Below are 18,170 nucleotides of genomic sequence, written 5' to 3' on the forward strand. Positions count from 1 at the left end.
AACCGCGTTGCGAGCGGCGCGTATAAATCGTTTACTGCTGTGGTGGAGTGTAGTGCGATTTCAGCGCCAAACCTTCCATGCCCATAAGTTGTCGACCTCGATCTCATGTCTTCGGAGGTTGCTTGTCATGGTACTAATACGGTGATTTCCAAGTGTAACTGTTGAAGGCATATTGTTCGGAGGAATACCGAACACCTAGTGAACCTTAACCGCCTTGCGGTACCACTCGAGCGTCATTACCTGAGCCTTGGATATAAACATTCATGCCTTTACCGAGGGATGGATTGATCGGCTGGGTAACCGATACCAGCACGCCACTTTTGACCCGCACGATGATCTGTTGCGCTTCTATCGGTTGGTCGTATTTTTTCTTCTCCACGTAATTGCCGCCGACAGCGCCAGCGAGAGCGCCCGCAACCATGGCGACGTCGCGTCCGGTGCCACGACCGATCAGGCTACCGATACCAAGACCGCCAAGGCCACCGAGAACAGCGCCTACGCCACTGTCGTGATTGGTCTGCATCTGCGTCAGCGAGATATGCTCGATCTTCCCTGAGCGAATCTCGACTTCACCGGCACCGCCATCGGTTGATCCCACGGTGGAGCAGGCACTGATCAGCACAACCACCAACGTAAGCGTCAGCCAGGACAAGATTGTTTTCATTCTGTGCACCTCATTATTGAAATCGGATGGCAATGCCTTTGAGCTTGCGTCCCTGGATCGTTTCTATGTCACGGCTCTACAGTGGGCCTGTCACGTAGGCGGCGACGGGCTGAATCTGGTCGTAAACGACGACCACTGCGTCTGCGCCGAGAGTGGCTGCTTGTTCACGCAATTTTCTGTTCGACCTGCGTGATCGGCGGCGCCGGGTCGACACCTGGCATCGATCAGTATTTCGCCCAGTCGCACATTGGGCCAAGGGGCTCCACACGTAATATCTGTACTTCGCTGGCCAACGTTGGCGCAGGGTGTTCAACCCTGACATAAGCAGTCGTCTGGGCATCGACCGTTGCGCAAGCACTCAGCGCGAGTACGCTCGCGAAGAGCGCTGCGCTCAGTAATGGCCAGTGTAATGTTTAGAGTCGAAGCGATGAACAAGCTCAAATGTCGGGTGTCCTCTCGTTGAGGGATATTCAACCGCCAACGAGTGTTGACGATTGAAGCGTGGCTTAGCTACGGATGAAAGCCCAGAGATCGGCGTTCAATTTGTCGATCGCGGCTTTGAAGTCCTTGGTGGTGATTTTCTCGCTCTCGTTCGAAAGCTGGCTACCGAACACCTTGCGCACCACCTTGGCAACGGTCTGATTGGTGTTTGCGTCTATAAACTCAGCTTCGATGAACAAGTTAGTGTCTTGGTCCCGGTGGCCGGTGGCCGCTTGTGTCGCCCCGACCACGGCAGCGACCGGAACTATTTCATACCACTTCATGCCTTCGTTCGAAGCGGTTACCCCGGTGATGGCCGCGCGGAGGATCAAGGGTTTCGACCCGGCCGGTGCTGCGTCCGTAGTGGATACCAGCCGGTATTTCTGACCTAGCACGCCTTTGGCCTTTGTGGTCATGTAGTTCTGGATATCGTTAAGTGTCTGCTGGTTGACCCGCTCATTGGGCTTAGGTGCCGGATAGAGTTCCAGCCGGTTGAACGCCACTGTGTCATACGCATTCGGGTTCCACGACGGACCCACCCAACGCATCGCAGTGCCGCCGCTGGGGGTGGTGACTTCTTGTAGGTTGTTGTAGTTGGACAGGTAGCCGGAGTACTGCTCACGCTCGGTGACTTTCGAGGTGCAACCGCCGAGCAGAACCCCGGTCAGAGCGGCGCCGACGAGCAATTTTCGGGACTGGTTCATAGTGCTTTATGCTCCTTGGATTAAGTCGTATTAGTCGTCAACAGAACATCAGAAACGCCAGGTCATGTTGCCCGTGAGCGCATGAATCCACGCATTGCTGAATTCGCCCGAGGTGCGATCGCCGGACAAGGTTTTTGTCTGATCCACCGGCATGTCGCCGAGCCAGAGGGAGACCCCGCTGAAGTTCACGTCAGTGTCCTGGTCCCGCGCGTGGCTGAGTCTGGTTCTTTTCCCATTGGTCATTGCTCATCGCCAAGCGAAACCCGAGATGCGACATGGAGTTCATAGGATCCGCGCCCTGCCTGGCACTGGTTCGAAAGCTCGTGCAGTAACTGTCGCTACAAAGAAAGGATCCACCGCGAATCACACGCTGCGGTGCGTTGGCCGTTACCCCGAGATCTGGGTCATAGCTATCGGATGGACCCACCGGGTTAACCGCTACTTCACCAGCCGACTGACGCTTGAGCCCAACTCTAAACGCATCGGCACGATACCAATCGGCGACCCATTGCCAAACGTTCCCGGACATGTCGTACAGCCCGTAGGCGTTAGGTCTGTAACTGCCTACCGGTTTGGTACCGATCTTGAATTTATTGCTGGACTCGGTCACGGGAAACGGTTGTACCTCGTCCCAGGTGTTGGCCATCTTTTCTCCACCGGGCGAGAAATCATTCCCCCACGCATAGTTCGCTTGTTCCAGTCCGCCTCTGGCGGCGTACTCCCATTCGGCCTCCGTCAGTAGGCGCTTATGAGCCCATGCCGCGTACGCCTGTGCATCCTCGCGTGAAACCTGAACAACCGGATGGGTTTCCTTGCCCTCGATTGTACTGTCGGGGCCTAACGGGTGGCGCCAGTCGGCCCCTGGGACAAATGCCCACCACTGACTGAAGTCATTCAGCGGGATTGGTCTGTCTGTGCCCACGAAAACCAATGCCCCAGGTACCATTACACTGTCGTCCGGCTCAGGAGTACCCGGCGGTAGCTGAACTTTCAGATCGTCCCATTTGGGTTTGCGTTCGGCGGTGGTGACGTAATGCGTTTCAGAAATGAAACGGGCGAAATCGGCATTGGTGACGTCGTAGCGGTCGATCCAATAGCCATCGAGTCGAACCTTGTGAGCCGGCCCCTCGTTGGGTCGCGCCTGCTTATGATCGCTACCCATCAAAAATTCGCCAGCAGGAATCCAGACCATATCCAGGGGGCCATTTTTCCCATCACCGAGTGTCAAAGGCAACGGACCGCGAATGTCCTGGTACACAGTAAAAGCCAGGCAGGCAGACACTATTCCGATTGCGACTAAAGCGATGCCTAAACTCCGTTTCCTGATGAGCATCTGCGTTCCCCTTGGTGTCTGTTGGCGGTGACCACTGCAAAACTATTGGCCATCGCCCGGTGCCACGACCGAAACGTCCTCCAGCCCCCTCGTCTTCGGATCACCATCGGTACCCGTTACTCGCTGGTCTTGTTATCCCGTTGCGCCTGTAACAGCTTCTGTTCGTCTTCAGGCGTCAGCTTTGGCCGGTTGATCGTCAACGTGATCTTGTCAATCTTGCCGGTGAAGGCGAATGGCGGCTGGTAGTCCTGGTCGGCCACCCCGGTAAGCGTGTCTGAACCAATGTCGAGGCTTTCGTCCCATTGCAGGATCAGAGGGATGGTGTGCTCCATCTTCTGCTCCGCAACGGACTTGCCGTCCACTTTCAGCACTCCGGTGCCACCGCGTCCGATGCCGGACATATTGTTGAACGCCAGCGTCCCCATACCAAGGCCGTCGTACTTGAAGTCGAACTCCAGTGTGTGTTTGCCGGGCGTGAGCTCGGGTCCCTCCCAGCGCTGACGCTTGAGGTCCACCAGATTCCATAGGAACACCGGTTTGTTCTTCAGCAGGTAGAAACCGTACCCACCGAAACGACCACCCTGGGTGATCAACATGCCTTCGGCACCGCCGGTTGGCACATCGACCTCGGCCTTGAAAGTGTAAGAGGCATTGAGAACGGAGGGCGCATCACCGTTCGGAATACCCGTCAGCGGCAACGTCCATGTGAACACGTTACGTCCGGCAGTCAGGCTCGGACGCGGCGTCACCAATCGCGTCGCAACCGTCGAGTCGAGTGGCAGCACCTGATATTTCTCCGCTTCTGCCCAAAAGATATTCTGCATTTCCTTCAGCTTCTCTGGATATTTGGCGGCGACGTCTTCGGATTGAGTCCAGTCCTTATTGAGGTCGTAGAGCTCCCAGGGAAAAGCGGCCGGGTCCTGGCTCACGTTACCGACGATGATCCATGGTGGTCGCATTACTTTCGAGCTGGCGATCCAACCGTCGTTATAGATCGCGTGGTCGCCCATCATTTCGAAGTATTGAGTTTTGTGGGTCGAGGGCACGTCGGCATTTGCTTTGTTGAACGTATACATCATGCTGGTCCCCTCGATGGGACTCTGCGTGATGCCATCGACCACTTTGGGCTGATTGACCTGCGTCGCTTCGAGGATTGTCGGTACGACATCGATGACATGTTGGAACTGGTTGCGGATACCACCCTTGTCCGTGATCACCTTCGGCCACATGATCGCCATGCCTTGCCGCACGCCGCCGAAATGTGAGGCAACCTGTTTGGTCCAGGAGAAGGGGGTGTCGAATGCCCAAGACCACGCCACCGACATGTGATTGTAGGTTTTGTCGGAGCCCCAATCATCGTAGAAGCTCTTGAGCTGGTCGGCGACCGGCACGTCCACACCGTTGAAACTTGCGACCTCGTTTGGCGTGCCGAGCAACGTGCCCTCGGCGCTACCACCATTGTCGCCGCTAATGTAAATGACGAGGGTGTTGTCGAGCTTGCCCATGTCTTCGACTGCCTGGATGACACGGCCGATTTCGTGATCGGTATAAGCGACGTACGCTGCGAATACATCGACCTGGCGGATGAACATTTTTTGTTCGTCCGGCGATAGCGTGTCCCAATCTTTGAGCAGGTCTTTAGGCCACGGCGTGAGCTTGGCGTCGGCTGGAATCACGCCGAGCTTTTTCTGGTTTTCGAAAATCTGATCCCGGAGCTTGTTCCAGCCCTGGTCGAACAACCTCATCTTGCTAATTTTCTCGATCCACTCGGGTGTCGGGTGGTGTGGCGCGTGGACACCTCCGGGGGCGTACTTGACGAAGAACGGCTGGTCGGGTGCAAGCGCATTGATGCGGTTCACATAGGCAATTGCGTCGTCGGCCATCGCCGTGGTCAAGTTCCAGCCGGGTTTGCCTACAAACGGGTAGATCTGGGTGGTGTTACGGAACAGGTTCGGCGCCCATTGGTTGGCGTCGCCACCGATGAAGCCATAGAAGTATTCAAAGCCCATTCCGACCGGCCACTGGTCGAAGGGGCCATCCTGGCTCGCCTGAAAGGTGGGAACGTTGTGATCTTTGCCGAACCACGCAGTGCGGTAGCCGTTGTCTTTAAGCATTCGTCCGATTGTCGCTTTATCGCGTGGGATGATGCTGTTATAGCCAGGGTAGCCAGATGATTGCTCAGAGATGACGCCGAAGCCAGCTGAATGGTGGTTACGTCCAGTAAGTAGCGCCGCGCGAGTGGGCGAGCACAATGCTGTCGAGTGAAAGTTCGTATAGCGCAGTCCTTCCCGAGCGACCCGATCAAGGGTAGGAGTGGGTATTACCCCACCAAAAGTGCTGGGTGTGCCAAAACCTGTGTCGTCAGTGATGATGAGCAATACGTTTGGCGCTCCCTTGTGTGGCTCGATACGAGGCGGCCAGTAGGGTTTGGATTGCGCAGCGTTACGCTCGATCTTGCCTTCGAATTTTGAGGGAGGTGCAGGAATCTGTTCACCGCTGATATTCAGCGTGGCGCTGGGCGAGCCCGGTACACCGTTAATCTCATCGGTGCCCGCACTGGCCTGCTGCATGACGATTGCGGAAATAGCGAATACCAAGATGCTGAGCAGTCCGCCTTTTGGTGAGTCGATGTCCAGTTTGACGTTGCGCATAGGACCTCCTAGATGTTTGATCCATCACCCAGGCGGCGTGCGACGCCGAACCAGGCAACACACTTAAGTCGCTATAGCTTTAATTCTGTTTTGGAATTGATGGGCCTAAAGAAGGTGCGTTACGCATACCGCGTATTTATATGGCGCGGAAAACACGATCAACGCAAACATCGAATATCACACCCGCTTGTGGACGATATTGATGATTCAGCATAGATCAATAATCTCGCTCGTCCAGCCAAGTGGGCTGAGTTTGTTTCAGGCGCTCTTCGTCACAACAGACAAATGACCTCTGCGATTTTTTCAGCGCTTTAAGTATTTCTAATGCGCACGGCCATAACGCCTTTCGGTGTCTCATTTAGTTAACAGTTTCAATCATTCGAGAGCATCAGCCATTGATATCAGGTCAGCCACATTTGGTGCTGGGCGCCGTTATTACACATGGACATATGGACATATGGACAATATCGAATCCTCAGCAATACTTAAGTTCGCCAAAAGAAACCGGTTGCAATTTTACCTGAACCATAGTGATTAAAAATCCTCAGTGAGGGGCGTCATGCAGTCGAACAAAATTGCATTGTCGATCACTGCCCTTGCACTGCTGACACTTTCCATCAGTGAGCGGGGAGTTGCCGGCGGGCTCATGTTGTATGAGATCGCCACGGACAACACCGGGCTGGCCAACGCCGGCGCAGCGGCTAGGGCGCAGGGCCCTTCAACGATCGCCAGTAACCCTGCTGGTTTGAGTTACTTGGCTGGCACTCAGATCAGCGCCGGCGCCCAGATTCTTTTCGGCAACCTGACGTTTGACCGGGACGGTGCAACCAATACTCCAGGTACCGGCAGCGGCAATGTGCTCGACCCGATACCGGCCGCCAGCTTCTTCATCAGCCACCAATTGAATGAGCAGTGGAGCGTCGGCTTTGGCTCTTATGGCGACTTCGGGCTGGCAGAAAACTACGACAATGACTGGTCCGGACGTTATTTCGTGCAAAACGCCAGTATTGCCGGTCTGTCACTGGTCCCCAGCGTGTCCTATCGCTTCAACGATGAATGGTCGGCGGGGGGCGGGTTCAAGGCCATGTACGGCATGTTGCAATCAGAGGCGGCGATCAATCGCGGGCCATTCGGTCTGACTGAGCGCTCGGACGGTAAATACAAGTACGAAGACAGCACTTGGGGCTATGGCGCCCATCTTGGCGTGATCTATGCGCCACAGCCTGGTACACGGATTGGCCTGGCCTATACCAGCAAGGTCGACCTGGACTTCGAGGATCGTCTGGATGTGAACGGCACTGGCCCATCGATGGATCGACTCAATGGTCTTAATACCAAGCTTGATATGCAAGTTCCACAAACTGCCAGCCTTAGTCTGTATCAGCAACTTGACAGTCAATGGGCATTATTGGCCACGGCGAACTGGCAAGACTGGTCAGAGTTTGGTGAGATTAACGTCGAAGTTGATACTTCAGTTGCCGGTGCGCAATCGAGTACCGTTGATGCCAACTTCAAGGACACTTATCAACTGGCTGTGGGTGCGCAATACCAGCAGACGCAAAATCTGTTATGGAATTTCGGTATCGCCTATGACACCTCGGCAGTCTCCGATGGCAACCGGACCTTTACTGTTCCTATGGGTGATGCCTGGCGCTTTGCTGCCGGACTCAGCTATGCCCTGGACCAGAACACTGACGTGAACTTCAGCTGGGTCTCCCTCTGGCTGGGCGATATGGCTGTAGATCAGACAAAAACCTTGGCTGGCGATCGCACCTCGGGCGAGTTCAGCGATGCCTGGATTCATGCCCTCACGGGCAACATGACCTGGCGTTTCTGAACCGGACAATCGAACAGATAACTTCCACCCGAGGAGTACGGCCCCATCAACCTGTCCCATAAATGGTGTGTTGGTGTCGCGTTGAGACAAACGATACGCAGGTGCTTCTGAAGTAAGCGGTTCAACCCTCCTAAGCATTCGGGTTCCACGACGGACTCACCCAGCGCATGGCAAACAGGTTGGGTGCGGGCAGGGCGGATGCATTTATTCGCATAGGGTGACCTCAGCAATATCAGTCACGAACGCGGGTGGCCAGCACCAGCCACCCTTGTATTCGACCGCTTACTTGGCCATCGCCGCCCGGGCCGCTTCGATCTTGGCTTTGACAGAATCGAGATTGAAGCTCGCGCCTTTTTGCATAGGTGGGTATTCAATCGCCGTTTCAGCTAGTTTGGCGACTTGCTGCTGGACAAACACGAAACGCCAGAACTGATACTTGAACCAGTCGAAATACTGCTGGGAACCCTCAGCCGTCTGGTTCTCCGGCCAGCCGGTACGTTCAAACGGGTCAAGTCGCAAGTTGGTCAGAATTGCAAGCTGGTTTCCACCAGCACTTGTGGCTCTTATTTGGACATCGATGGCTGAAACGAGAGTGCCGAGTGTCCAGTCGGACTGACTGCTTTTGGCCGATTACTGCCCTTAGCGAGAGGCAGAAAATGGACAATTGCTGTCCGTAGCAAATAGGGCGGGCCTATCTGCCCGTTTTATAAACTAATGACTTCATTTTATTTTCTAATGACCGCTGAGGGCTGAGTAGACGGCAATTGCGATAGTCTGTGTAAACCAGAAGTTTATAGTGACGCCTATGGAAACCTTCAGCAGTATCGAATGCTTCGTGCGCAGCGCCGAGGTTGGCAGCTTCGCCGAGGCCGCACGACGCTTGAGCCTGACCCCGGCGGCGGTCGGTAAAAGTGTTGCAAAGCTTGAGGCCCGGCTCGGTGTGCGGCTGTTCCAGCGCAGCACGCGCAGCCTGGCGCTGACTGAGGCCGGTCATCTGTTTCTCGGTGAAGTCAGTTCCAGCCTGCACACGATTCAAAATGCGGTGGCCAACCTCGCCAGCGCCGAGGGCCGGCCGGCGGGAACGTTGAAGGTCAGCATGGGCACGGTGTTCGGGCGTTTATATGTCGTGCCCTTACTGGGCGAATTTCTGCGGCGCTTTCCGGCGATCAACCCGGACTGGCATTTCGATAACCGTCAGGTCGATTTGATCGCTCAGGGGTTCGATGCGGCGATCGGCGGGGGATTCGAACTGCCCCAGGGCGTGGTGGCGCGCAAGCTGACCCCAGCGCATAGGGTGTTGGTGGCATCAACTGATTATCTGGCTGCACGGCCTGAGATCGTCGAGCCCGATCAACTCAAGGACCACGACGGCATCCTGATTCGCTCACCACAGACTGGCCGTGTGCGTTCCTGGCAATTGACCAGTCGCACTCAGCAACACAATCCGCTGACGCTCAAGGCGCGAATGACCATGAGCGATTCGGAAGCGGCATGTGCGACGGCGGCGCAGGGGTTGGGCATTGCATTGGTGAGCATGCCGTTTGCTGCGGGGTATCTGGAGGCCGGGACGTTGCAACGGGTGTTGCCGGACTGGTATGTCGACGACGGCAACATTTCTATCTATTACGCGGAACACAAATTGCTGCCGGGCAAGACCCGGGCGTTTGTGGATTTCATTATTGAGCAGTTTTCGGAACGGGGGTTTGGGCAGCGGTTTAGTGCGGTTTGAGCCAGCCTCAAAACCGAGTCGCGGCCTTCGCGGGCAAGCCACGCTCCCACAGGGTTGCGTCGTACCTCAATGATGTAAACGACACAAAACCTGTGGGAGCGAGGCTTGCCCGCGAAGAACGATAACGCGGTCTACCTGCCAAACCGCCCCGGCCAGCCAATGATCTTCTTTGGTCGCGGCGTTGCATACGTCCGCACCTTGGAAGTCGACAAGCCCAACCGAACCAACGACTCGGCAATGGTCACCGCCGCCGTCACCCCATCCACCACGGGTACGCCAGTGCGCTGGCGAATCTGTTCATCCAGCCCGGCCATGCCACCGCAGCCCAGGCAAATCACCTCGGCCTTGTCTTCAAGCACTGCCAGTTCCGCCTGACGAACAATCGCTTCCAACGCCCGTTGCGGATCGGATTCCAGTTCCAGCACCGCCAAGCCACTGGCCCGCACCGACGCGCAGCGGTCCCACAATCCGGACAGTTTCAGCCGATCCTCGATCAGCGGCACGGTGCGGTCCAGCGTGGTGACCACTGAATAGGCATGGCCCAGAAACATGGCGGTGCTGGCCGCCGCATCGGTGATGTCCACCACCGGAACGTTGAGCAATTCCTGCAGGCCTTCGCGACCGTGCTCGCCATAACCGGCCTGGATCACGGCATCGAAGGGTTGATCGTAAGCCATCACCCGGTCCATCACCGCGATAGCGGCCAGGTAACTTTCGAAATTGCCTTCGATGGAGTCGGCGCCGAAGTAGGGCGTCAGGCCGATGATTTCTGTACCCGGCGCGGCCACTGCCTGTGCGGAGCGGGCGATGGCCTGGGTGATGGATTCGGTGGTGTTGACGTTGACCACGAGAATTCGCATGAGTAGTCCTTATTGCACGGTGGTTCTGCGGCCCGACGCTGCCGGGCCGCCAGTGGATTAGTGGCTGACGTTGTCGACCGCGATACTTTCACCGCTGACGTCGGCGTAGTGGGGTTGCCGCTTGGCGATGATCAGGTAGAGCATCCCGGCAATCCCTGCACCGATCAGCCAGGAGAAGGGCGACACGCTGTCGAAACCCGGCACCAGCGCCAGGACGATGGCGATCAACGCGGCAGGAATGAACGCCGCTACGGCGCGTAAATTGACCCCGCGGCTGTAGTAATAAGCGCCGTTGGGGTCTTCGCTGTACAACTGCGGCACGTTGACCTGGCCTTTTCGTACAAGCCAGTAGTCGACCATGATCACGCCGTACAACGGTCCGAGCAGGGCGCCGAGGCCTGACAGGAAATACACGATCACCAGCGGACTGTTGTAGAGGTTCCACGGCAGGATCAGCACCGCGATGGTCGCGCTGATCAGCCCGGCGCGGCGGAAGTTCAGGTACTTGGGCGCCAGGTTGCTGAGCACGAAGGCCGGGGCGACGAAGTTGGCCATGATGTTCACCGCCACGGTAACGATCAGGAAGGCCAGGCAGCCAAGCACCAGAAAGAAAGTATTGGGGATCGAGGCGATGATTTCAGTCGGGCTTTCGATGATCCTGCCATTGATCTGGAACTGCGCACCGCAGAGCAGGACCGTGATGGCTGCGAACACCAGAATATTGACCGGCAGGCCCCAGAAATTTCCGACCTTGATGGTTTTTCGGCACGGCGAAGAGCGGGCGAAGTCGCAGAAGTTGAGGATCAACGTACCGTAGATCGCCAGCCACAACGCACCACCGGCAAAGATGTTGCGCCACATCTCGCCACCGGTCAGCGGTTCACGGATCGACCAGGCGATGGTCGCGTTGGCCTGGGTGTACATCCAGGCGGCGAGGGCGGCGACGGTCACCAGAATCACGGGGCCGGCGAACGCTTCATAACGCCGCACCATTTCCATGCCATAGGCGAGGATGCCCAGTTGCACCAGCCAGATCGCCACGAAACACACCCAGCCCAGGCTCGACAGGCCAAGGATCGAGTCGTGGTCGTAGTCGGCGAAGCCGGGATGAACTGCCGTCAGCAACACGCGAAACACCACGGAGGCCAGGTACGTCTGAATACCGAACCAGGCGATGGCGATAACGGCGCGGATCAATGCAGGAATCTGAGCCCCGTGGATGCCGAAACTGATCCGGCTGATGACAGGAAACGGTACGCCGGTCTTTTGCCCCATGTAGCCGGAGAGGTTCATGAAGCAATACACCAGCGCCGCGCCGATCCCCAGGGACAACAGAATCTGCCAGCCACCCAGGCCCAACGCATACAAGCCGATGGCGAAGGAATAATTGGCGATGTTGTGAACGTCGTTGGTCCACAGGGCGAAGATGCTGTAGCGGCCCCAACGTCGACCTTCGGCTTTGGTCGGCGCCAGGTCCTTGTTGTGCAGGCGCGGGCTGAGCACCACGGGTTCTTCAAACGCTTGGTCGTGAGGGATGGAGGTTGGTGATAAGGAGGGCAGATCCAGCGCGATGTTGTTATTGGAGAGGCTAGTACGCATTCCGGCAGGCTCCGAGCTTGACGTCGCGATGACTGTGCATGAGCGTGGGCTCGACAAATCTTCGTCGCGGGCAATCAGCATCATTGGTTACGGGGCATCTGCAGCCTGTACGGGATAGGGCGCTTCAGGCTTGCGGATCTAAAGTGTGTGTATGTTTTGAGATGATTGTATACAAAACATGTATGCACTTAAGCCAGATCCATGCCAGTTACGGGCCTATAAAAGTCCTGGCTAATTTCGTTTTGTTATCGAGGCGAGATAAGTATCTGAATAAACGGCGATATAAATTGACCTATTGAACAGGTATTTATTTTTCGGCCAAGGTTGTGGGAAAGCGCGACTGAGGAAGTCAGGAAAGGAGGATGTAACTTTTTGGGGCGCTTAAACTAAAAGTGCACACACAAATGGCACCTATGGTGACATTCGTGTGTACACATTTCTGAAGCCAGTCACAAAACCTGTGGGAGCGGGCTTGCTCGCGAAGACGGACTGACATTCAACATCGATGGAGCCTGATACGACGTCTTCGAGAGCAAGCCCGCTCCCACAGGGGGGATTTCACAAGGCTCGGAATCAGGCCTTGGATTTGCCGATGATATTCCCCGCATGCAACCCACATTCCTTCTGCGTCGCCTCTTCCCACCACCAGCGGCCTTCACGCTCATGCTGGTTCGGCAGCACCGGGCGAGTGCACGGTTCGCAGCCAATGCTGATGAAGCCACGCTCATGCAGGCTGTTGTACGGGAGTTCGAGCATGCGGATGTAACCCCAGATCTCTTCGCTGGTCATCTGTGCCAGTGGGTTGAACTTGTACAGGGTGCGTTCCGGGGTGGAAAACGCGGTGTCGATTTCCATCACCGCGACGGCGCTGCGGGTACCCGGGCTCTGGTCCCGACGCTGGCCGGTTGCCCAGGCGCTCACGCCCGACAGCTTGCGGCGCAGCGGCTCGATCTTGCGGATGCCGCAGCACTCGCCATGGCCGTCCTTGTAAAAACTGAACAGGCCTTTTTCCTTCACGAACGGTTCAAGTTTCGTGTAGTCCGGCGACACCAGTTCGATGTCGATCTTGTAGTGCTCGCGCACCTGATCGATGAAGCGGTAGGTTTCCGGATGCAGACGGCCGGTGTCGAGGCTGAACACCTTGACGTTCTTGTTCAGCTTCCAGGCCATGTCCACCAGCACCACATCCTCGGCGCCGCTGAAAGATATCCACAGGTCATCGCCAAACTCGGCAAACGCGAGTTTCAGGATGTCCTGGGCGGATTTGTTGGCATAGGTCGTGGCGAGTACCACGACATCGAACGATGGGCTCATCAGGGCGGCTTCCTACAGGTCGGTGGCGCTGGGCGCTCTATATGGGGCTGATGGTAACAAAATCCTGCAACGCCTGGCGCGCCCTCTGCGTTGCGCGGGGCAGCCTGAGTCGCTAGAGTTCGGCAGTCCTTTTACTCGCTCGACTCAATAATCAATATAAATGGGAGTGTCTTGTGGAAATTGCCTGTCTGGATCTCGAAGGTGTGCTGGTCCCGGAAATCTGGATCGCGTTTGCTGAAAAAACCGGTATTGAATCCCTGAGGGCGACCACCCGGGACATTCCCGACTACGATGTGCTGATGAAGCAGCGCCTGCGGATTCTCGACGAGCACGGCTTGAAACTCACCGACATTCAGGAAGTGATCGCCACCCTGAAGCCGCTGGACGGCGCCATCGAGTTCGTCAACTGGCTGCGTGAACGCTTTCAGGTAGTGATTCTGTCGGACACGTTCTATGAGTTTTCCCAGCCGCTGATGCGTCAATTGGGGTTCCCGACGTTGCTGTGCCATCGCCTGATTACCGACGATTCGGGGCGGGTGACGAGCTATCAGTTGCGTCAGAAAGATCCCAAGCGTCAGTCGGTTCTGGCGTTCAAGAGCCTTTACTACCGGGTGATTGCGGCAGGGGATTCCTACAACGACACCACGATGCTGGGCGAGGCGGATGCAGGGATTCTGTTTCATGCCCCGGATAACGTGATTCGCGAGTTTCCGCAATTTCCGGCGGTGCACAGCTTTGAGGATTTGAAGCAGGAGTTCATCAAGGCTTCCAATCGCGCGTTGAGCCTGTAATTGCCGGCGCTGATCGTTCCCATGCTCTGCGTGGGAATGCCTCAATGGACGCTCTGCGTCCGCTTTGGGACGCGGAGCGTCCCGGGCTGCATTCCCACGCAGAGCGTGGGAACGATCAGGGTGTCGGTTAGAGGTTCTGCAGGGTATCAAGCAAAACCTTCACCTTGGTAATCGATTCCTGATACTCCGCCTGCCACTCCGAGTCCGCGACAATCCCGCCACCGCCCCAGCAGCACACCTGCCCATCCTTGACCAGCAAACTGCGGATCGCGATGGAGCTGTCCATCTCGCCGCGCACGTCCAGGTACAGCAACGAACCGCAATACAGCCCGCGTCGGGTCGGCTCCAGTTCGTCGATGATCTGCATGGCCCGAATCTTCGGTGCCCCGGTAATCGAGCCGCCCGGGAAACTGCCGGCGATCAGGTCGAGCGCGTCGCGGTCATCTGCGAGTTCCCCGGTCACGCTGCTCACCAGGTGATGCACATTCGGATAGCTTTCCAGGCTGAACAACTCCGGCACCCGCACTGAGCCGATGCGGCAGGTGCGGCCGAGGTCGTTGCGCAGCAGGTCGACGATCATCAGATTTTCTGCGCGGTCCTTGGGGCTGGCCAGCAGTTCGGAGGCGTTCGCGGCGTCTTCGGCAGCCGTCAGGCCGCGCGGGCGGGTGCCTTTGATCGGGCGGGTTTCCACATGACGTTCGCTGACTTTGACGAAACGCTCAGGAGACAGGCTCAACACAGCGCCGCCGTCGGGCAGGCTCTGGAAACCGGAAAACGGAGTCGGGCACGCGGCCCGCAGCGCGACATACGCGGCCCACGAATCGCCCTGGCACTCAGCCCGGAAGCGTTGGGCGAAGTTCACCTGATAGCAATCGCCGGCCTGGATATATTGCTGAATGCGTTCCAAGGCGTGGCGATATTCATCGACGCTCAGATCGGCTTTCATCGGCGCTTTCAGCTTGAACGGCTCGATCGGTGCAGCCGTCGACTGACTGAACAAGGCGATCAGGCGTTGGCGCTCGCTGTCGACCAACGACGGGTGGAACACCAATTGACTTGTACTCAGTTGGTGATCGCTGATCAGTGCCCAGTCATACAGACCGAAACGCGCGTCGGGCAATTGCAGGTCGTCCTGCGCCTGGCTCGGCAGGTGTTCCAGGTGCCGGCCGAAGTCGTAACTCAGGTAACCGATCAGGCCGCCGGCGAACGGCAGCTCATCGGGAACGGCCGCTTCACCGAGTCGCGTCAGATTGTCGCGAAGGCGTTGCAGGAAGTGCAGGCCGCTCTCGTCCGGCAACACCGCCAACTGTTCCAGCGGCCAGGCGCTGAGCAGGTCATAACGCCCGCGATCAGCGGTGGGCCGGCCACTGTCGAGCAGCACGGCACCGGGGGCATGACGAATCGCCGCGAAGTACTCGGCGGGGTTGGCGCGGTAGGGCAGTGAGTATACGGAACAGGTCAACATGGGCGGGGCAGATCAGCCATCGAGGCGGGGTGGCGATTGTAGTCCCCTGCAGGATTTGCTCCTAGAGGGGATGTCGGGGATTGGTAGATTGGCGGCCATTGATCGTTCCCACGCTCCGCGTGGGAATGCATCCCGTGACGCTCTGCGTCACAGGCGGACGCAGAGCGTCCGTGGCGGCGTTACCACGCGGAGCGTGGGAACCATCAATGCAGGGGGATCAACCCTAAACCGCAGGAATATGCCCAAACATCTCCTGAACAAACTCAACCCGCTCCTGAACCGTCTCAACAACCCCGCGAGCCTTCAACTCTTCCAGCCGCGCTTCAACCGCATGGGTGCGCAGCGTCAGGCCGCAATCATTGGCAATCTGAATATTCAACCCGGGCCGAGCATTGAGCTCAAGGATCAGCGGGCCCTTTTCCTGGTCGAGCACCATGTCGACACCGATGTAGCCCAACCCGCACAGCTCATAACAGCCGGCAGCGAGTTTCATGAAACCATCCCAATAGGGCAGTTGCACGCCGTCCACTGCGTTGGTGGTGTCCGGGTGTTTGGTGATGATGTTGTTCAGCCAGGTGCCGCGCAGGGTCTGACCGGTTGCGAGGTCGACGCCGACGCCGATGGCGCCTTGGTGCAGGTTGGCCTTGCCGCCGGACTGGCGCGTCGGCAAGCGCAGCATGGCCATCACCGGGTAGCCCATCAGCACGATGATGCGGATGTCCGGTACGCCTTCATAACTGATGCTTTTGAAGATCTGGTCCGGGATCACCCGGTATTCGATCAGTGCGCGGTCGCGGTGACCGCCCAGGGAGTACAGGCCGGTGAGGATGCTGGAAATATGGTGCTCGAGTTCCTCATGGCCGATGATCTTGCCGGACACCGTGCGATAGCGGCCCTCGAAACGGTCGGCAACCACAATGATGCCGTCGCCGCCCGCGCCCTGGGCCGGTTTGATCACGAAGTCGGTGCGCCCGCCGATGATCTTGTCGAGGTTATCGATTTCCTTCTCGGTGGAGATCACCCCGTACAGTTCCGGCACATGAATGCCGGCGGCGATCGCGCGCTCCTTGGTGATGATCTTGTCATCGACAATCGGGTACAGACTGCGCTTGTTGTACTTGAGCACGTAGTCGGCGTTACGCCGATTGATCCCCATGATGCCCCGGGCTTCCAGGGCCTTCCAGGTCTTCCAGAAGCCGAACATCAGGCGTCAGCCTTCTTCAGGAAAGCCTTGAAGCGCACCAGTTCGGTCAGGCGGTAACCGCGATAACGACCCATCGCCAGCATGAAGCCCACCAGGATCAACAGGATCGCCGGGAAGGTGAACACGAAGTACACCAGCTCCGGCACGCTCATGATCAGGTGCGCCAGGGCGGCGGCGAACAGCGTACCGATCGCCACTTTCATCGCATGCCCGGAACCGCGTTCTTCCCAGGTAATCGACAGGCGTTCAATGGTCATGGTCAGAATCACCATTGGGAACAGTGCCACCGACAACCCGCGTTCCAGCCCGAGTTTATGGCTGAACAGGCTGATCGCCGCGATCAGCACCACCACGAACGTCAGCACCACCGACAGCCTCGGCAACATTTGCAACTTCAAGTGTTCAAGGTAGGAGCGCAGCGACAGCCCCAGCGCCGTGATCACCGTAAACAGCACGATGCCGAAGCCGAGCTGGGTTTCGCGGAAGGCGAGGGCGATCAGCACCGGGGTGAAGGTGCCGAGGGTCTGCAAGCCGATCAGGTTGCGCAGGATCAGGATCACCAGCACGCCGATAGGGATCATCACCATGATCATGAACGTCTGCTGGGTTTGCAGCGGCAGACCGTACAGCGAGTATTCGAGGAAGTTGGCGTCAGTGTTTTCGTCGGTCAGCTTGGCCAAGCGAATCGCGTTCATTTCGCTGTTGTTCAGGCTGAACGTCACGTTGGCTTTCTTGCCGCCATCGACGGTGATCAGGTTTTCGTCGCCGGTCCACCACAGCAGGCGGTCGGTCGGCAGGCCCTGTTCACCGGTTTCCGGGTTGAAGTACAGCCAGTCGGTGCCATTGAAGCTGCGCAGCCAGAGTTCCGGCAGTTGCGGCTGGTCAGCCACCAGACGGATGGTGTGGACCTTTTCCACCGGCACGTGGGCGATGGACAGCACCAGCTCGACGATTTTCGCTTTGTGTCCAGGGGACGGATCGCCGCCCAGCAACAGCTTCACGTTGTCGTCGTTGAGATTGTTGACACGCTTGATGGCTTCGCCGATGAAAGTTTCGACGTCGGCCGAGTGTTGGCGGATTGGCGCGAGCAGGGCTTCGGCGGCGACTTTTTCTGCGCCTTCGACGGCGATGCTGTCGCGGAAGGTCGGGCCCTTGACCTTGGATTTTTCACCGGTGTAGCGCTTGGTCAGCACCAGGCGGTAATAAAGGGTCTGGTTGCCCTTGGCCCGGCGCGCCGACCAGGTGACCTTGCGGTTGCCGTCAACGCGGTTCACGGCCACGCCGTAGTTATTGGAAATGAAACTCTCGTTGAGGCTGACGTAATCGCGGCTCAGCGGCGGCACGAACATCTGGATCTTGACCGGGTCTTTGGCACTGGCGACGAACTCGACCTTGGCGTCGATGTTCCACAAGTCGTCGGTGGCGTCTTCGGTCACGGGAATGCCGAGCACGAAAATCTGATAGGCCGTAACTGAAATGCCCAGCACCACCAGGATGGCGATCAGGAATTTCAAGTGAAGGGTAAGAGAGCGCATTGGA

Annotated in this window: 13 protein-coding genes and 3 pseudogenes; 3 read left to right on the top strand and 13 right to left on the bottom strand. The window is 57.5% G+C overall.

What is annotated here, in order from left to right:
* Positions 1-205 precede the first annotated feature (205 nt).
* From ACA072_RS09160 to ACA072_RS09185, 6 genes and pseudogenes are all read right to left on the bottom strand, one after another.
* Positions 206-664: a glycine zipper 2TM domain-containing protein gene (locus ACA072_RS09160; RefSeq protein ID WP_497451152.1), complete on the bottom strand. Its 459-nt coding sequence runs from the start codon at positions 662-664 to the stop codon at positions 206-208.
* A 13-nt stretch (positions 665-677) separates the two neighbouring features.
* Positions 678-1,059 (bottom strand): annotated as a pseudogene (locus ACA072_RS09165) (hypothetical protein).
* Positions 1,060-1,170: 111 nt separating this feature from the next.
* Complete coding sequence (locus tag ACA072_RS09170) at positions 1,171-1,848, bottom strand: DUF3313 domain-containing protein (protein ID WP_497624040.1); 678 nt, start codon at positions 1,846-1,848, stop codon at positions 1,171-1,173.
* Positions 1,849-1,896: 48 nt separating this feature from the next.
* Positions 1,897-2,052 (bottom strand): annotated as a pseudogene (locus ACA072_RS09175) (transporter); the annotation flags it as partial.
* Positions 2,039-3,181 (bottom strand): formylglycine-generating enzyme family protein, encoded by a 1,143-nt coding sequence (locus ACA072_RS09180; protein ID WP_497624041.1) that lies wholly within the window; start codon positions 3,179-3,181, stop codon positions 2,039-2,041. The pseudogene ACA072_RS09175 and the gene ACA072_RS09180, both read right to left, overlap by 14 nt.
* Before the next feature lie 116 nt (positions 3,182-3,297).
* On the bottom strand, positions 3,298-5,832 hold the full coding sequence (locus tag ACA072_RS09185; RefSeq protein WP_497624042.1) for an arylsulfatase: 2,535 nt from the start codon (positions 5,830-5,832) through the stop codon (positions 3,298-3,300).
* A gap of 559 nt (positions 5,833-6,391) precedes the next feature.
* Between ACA072_RS09185 and ACA072_RS09190 the strand changes: the two genes are divergently transcribed.
* Complete coding sequence (locus ACA072_RS09190; RefSeq protein ID WP_497624043.1) at positions 6,392-7,669, top strand: OmpP1/FadL family transporter; 1,278 nt, start codon at positions 6,392-6,394, stop codon at positions 7,667-7,669.
* A gap of 282 nt (positions 7,670-7,951) precedes the next feature.
* Here the strand turns inward: ACA072_RS09190 and ACA072_RS09195 are convergent.
* Positions 7,952-8,206, bottom strand: a pseudogene (locus ACA072_RS09195) (arylsulfatase); the annotation flags it as partial.
* 268 nt (positions 8,207-8,474) lie between these two features.
* Here ACA072_RS09195 and ACA072_RS09200 point away from each other — a divergent pair.
* Complete coding sequence (locus ACA072_RS09200; protein ID WP_497624044.1) at positions 8,475-9,398, top strand: LysR family transcriptional regulator; 924 nt, start codon at positions 8,475-8,477, stop codon at positions 9,396-9,398.
* Between the two features lie 131 nt (positions 9,399-9,529).
* Here the strand turns inward: ACA072_RS09200 and ACA072_RS09205 are convergent, their stop codons facing one another.
* The 3 genes from ACA072_RS09205 to ACA072_RS09215 all read right to left on the bottom strand — a co-directional run bounded on the left by ACA072_RS09205 (position 9,530) and on the right by ACA072_RS09215 (position 13,171).
* A complete protein-coding gene (locus ACA072_RS09205; RefSeq protein ID WP_438660838.1) occupies positions 9,530-10,258 on the bottom strand; it encodes an aspartate/glutamate racemase family protein in 729 nt (242 codons plus the stop codon).
* Positions 10,259-10,315: 57 nt separating this feature from the next.
* On the bottom strand, positions 10,316-11,857 hold the full coding sequence (locus ACA072_RS09210; RefSeq protein ID WP_497624045.1) for an NCS1 family nucleobase:cation symporter-1: 1,542 nt from the start codon (positions 11,855-11,857) through the stop codon (positions 10,316-10,318).
* A 573-nt stretch (positions 11,858-12,430) separates the two neighbouring features.
* Positions 12,431-13,171 carry a phosphoadenylyl-sulfate reductase gene (locus ACA072_RS09215; protein WP_497624046.1) on the bottom strand — a complete coding sequence of 247 codons (741 nt, stop codon included), beginning with the start codon at positions 13,169-13,171 and terminating at the stop codon, positions 12,431-12,433.
* A 173-nt stretch (positions 13,172-13,344) separates the two neighbouring features.
* On the opposite strand from ACA072_RS09215, the gene thrH reads away from it, so the two are divergent.
* Positions 13,345-13,962, top strand: a complete 618-nt coding sequence (thrH, locus tag ACA072_RS09220) for a bifunctional phosphoserine phosphatase/homoserine phosphotransferase ThrH (protein ID WP_109628821.1) — start codon at positions 13,345-13,347, stop codon at positions 13,960-13,962.
* A 127-nt stretch (positions 13,963-14,089) separates the two neighbouring features.
* Here thrH and pabB read toward each other — a convergent pair whose 3' ends face one another.
* From pabB to rloB, 3 genes are all read right to left on the bottom strand, one after another.
* A complete protein-coding gene (gene pabB, locus ACA072_RS09225; RefSeq protein ID WP_497624047.1) occupies positions 14,090-15,427 on the bottom strand; it encodes an aminodeoxychorismate synthase component I in 1,338 nt (445 codons plus the stop codon).
* A 223-nt stretch (positions 15,428-15,650) separates the two neighbouring features.
* On the bottom strand, positions 15,651-16,631 hold the full coding sequence (locus tag ACA072_RS09230; protein ID WP_497624048.1) for an alpha-L-glutamate ligase-like protein: 981 nt from the start codon (positions 16,629-16,631) through the stop codon (positions 15,651-15,653).
* On the bottom strand, positions 16,631-18,166 hold the full coding sequence (gene rloB, locus ACA072_RS09235) for an osmotic stress tolerance membrane protein RloB (protein WP_497624049.1): 1,536 nt from the start codon (positions 18,164-18,166) through the stop codon (positions 16,631-16,633). Before rloB ends, ACA072_RS09230 begins: the two co-directional genes overlap by 1 nt.
* Positions 18,167-18,170: the final 4 nt, after the last annotated feature.

The organism is Pseudomonas sp. LBUM1656 (genome assembly GCF_059716065.1).

Coding starts and splice junctions, on each gene's coding strand:
- ACA072_RS09160 (WP_497451152.1), bottom strand. CDS start 664: ATGAAAACAATCTTGTCCTGGCTGACGCTTACGTTGGTGGTTGTGCTG.
- ACA072_RS09170 (WP_497624040.1), bottom strand. CDS start 1,848: ATGAACCAGTCCCGAAAATTGCTCGTCGGCGCCGCTCTGACCGGGGTT.
- ACA072_RS09180 (WP_497624041.1), bottom strand. CDS start 3,181: ATGCTCATCAGGAAACGGAGTTTAGGCATCGCTTTAGTCGCAATCGGA.
- ACA072_RS09185 (WP_497624042.1), bottom strand. CDS start 5,832: ATGCGCAACGTCAAACTGGACATCGACTCACCAAAAGGCGGACTGCTC.
- ACA072_RS09190 (WP_497624043.1), top strand. CDS start 6,392: ATGCAGTCGAACAAAATTGCATTGTCGATCACTGCCCTTGCACTGCTG.
- ACA072_RS09200 (WP_497624044.1), top strand. CDS start 8,475: ATGGAAACCTTCAGCAGTATCGAATGCTTCGTGCGCAGCGCCGAGGTT.
- ACA072_RS09205 (WP_438660838.1), bottom strand. CDS start 10,258: ATGCGAATTCTCGTGGTCAACGTCAACACCACCGAATCCATCACCCAG.
- ACA072_RS09210 (WP_497624045.1), bottom strand. CDS start 11,857: ATGCGTACTAGCCTCTCCAATAACAACATCGCGCTGGATCTGCCCTCC.
- ACA072_RS09215 (WP_497624046.1), bottom strand. CDS start 13,171: ATGAGCCCATCGTTCGATGTCGTGGTACTCGCCACGACCTATGCCAAC.
- pabB (WP_497624047.1), bottom strand. CDS start 15,427: ATGTTGACCTGTTCCGTATACTCACTGCCCTACCGCGCCAACCCCGCC.
- ACA072_RS09230 (WP_497624048.1), bottom strand. CDS start 16,631: ATGTTCGGCTTCTGGAAGACCTGGAAGGCCCTGGAAGCCCGGGGCATC.
- rloB (WP_497624049.1), bottom strand. CDS start 18,166: ATGCGCTCTCTTACCCTTCACTTGAAATTCCTGATCGCCATCCTGGTG.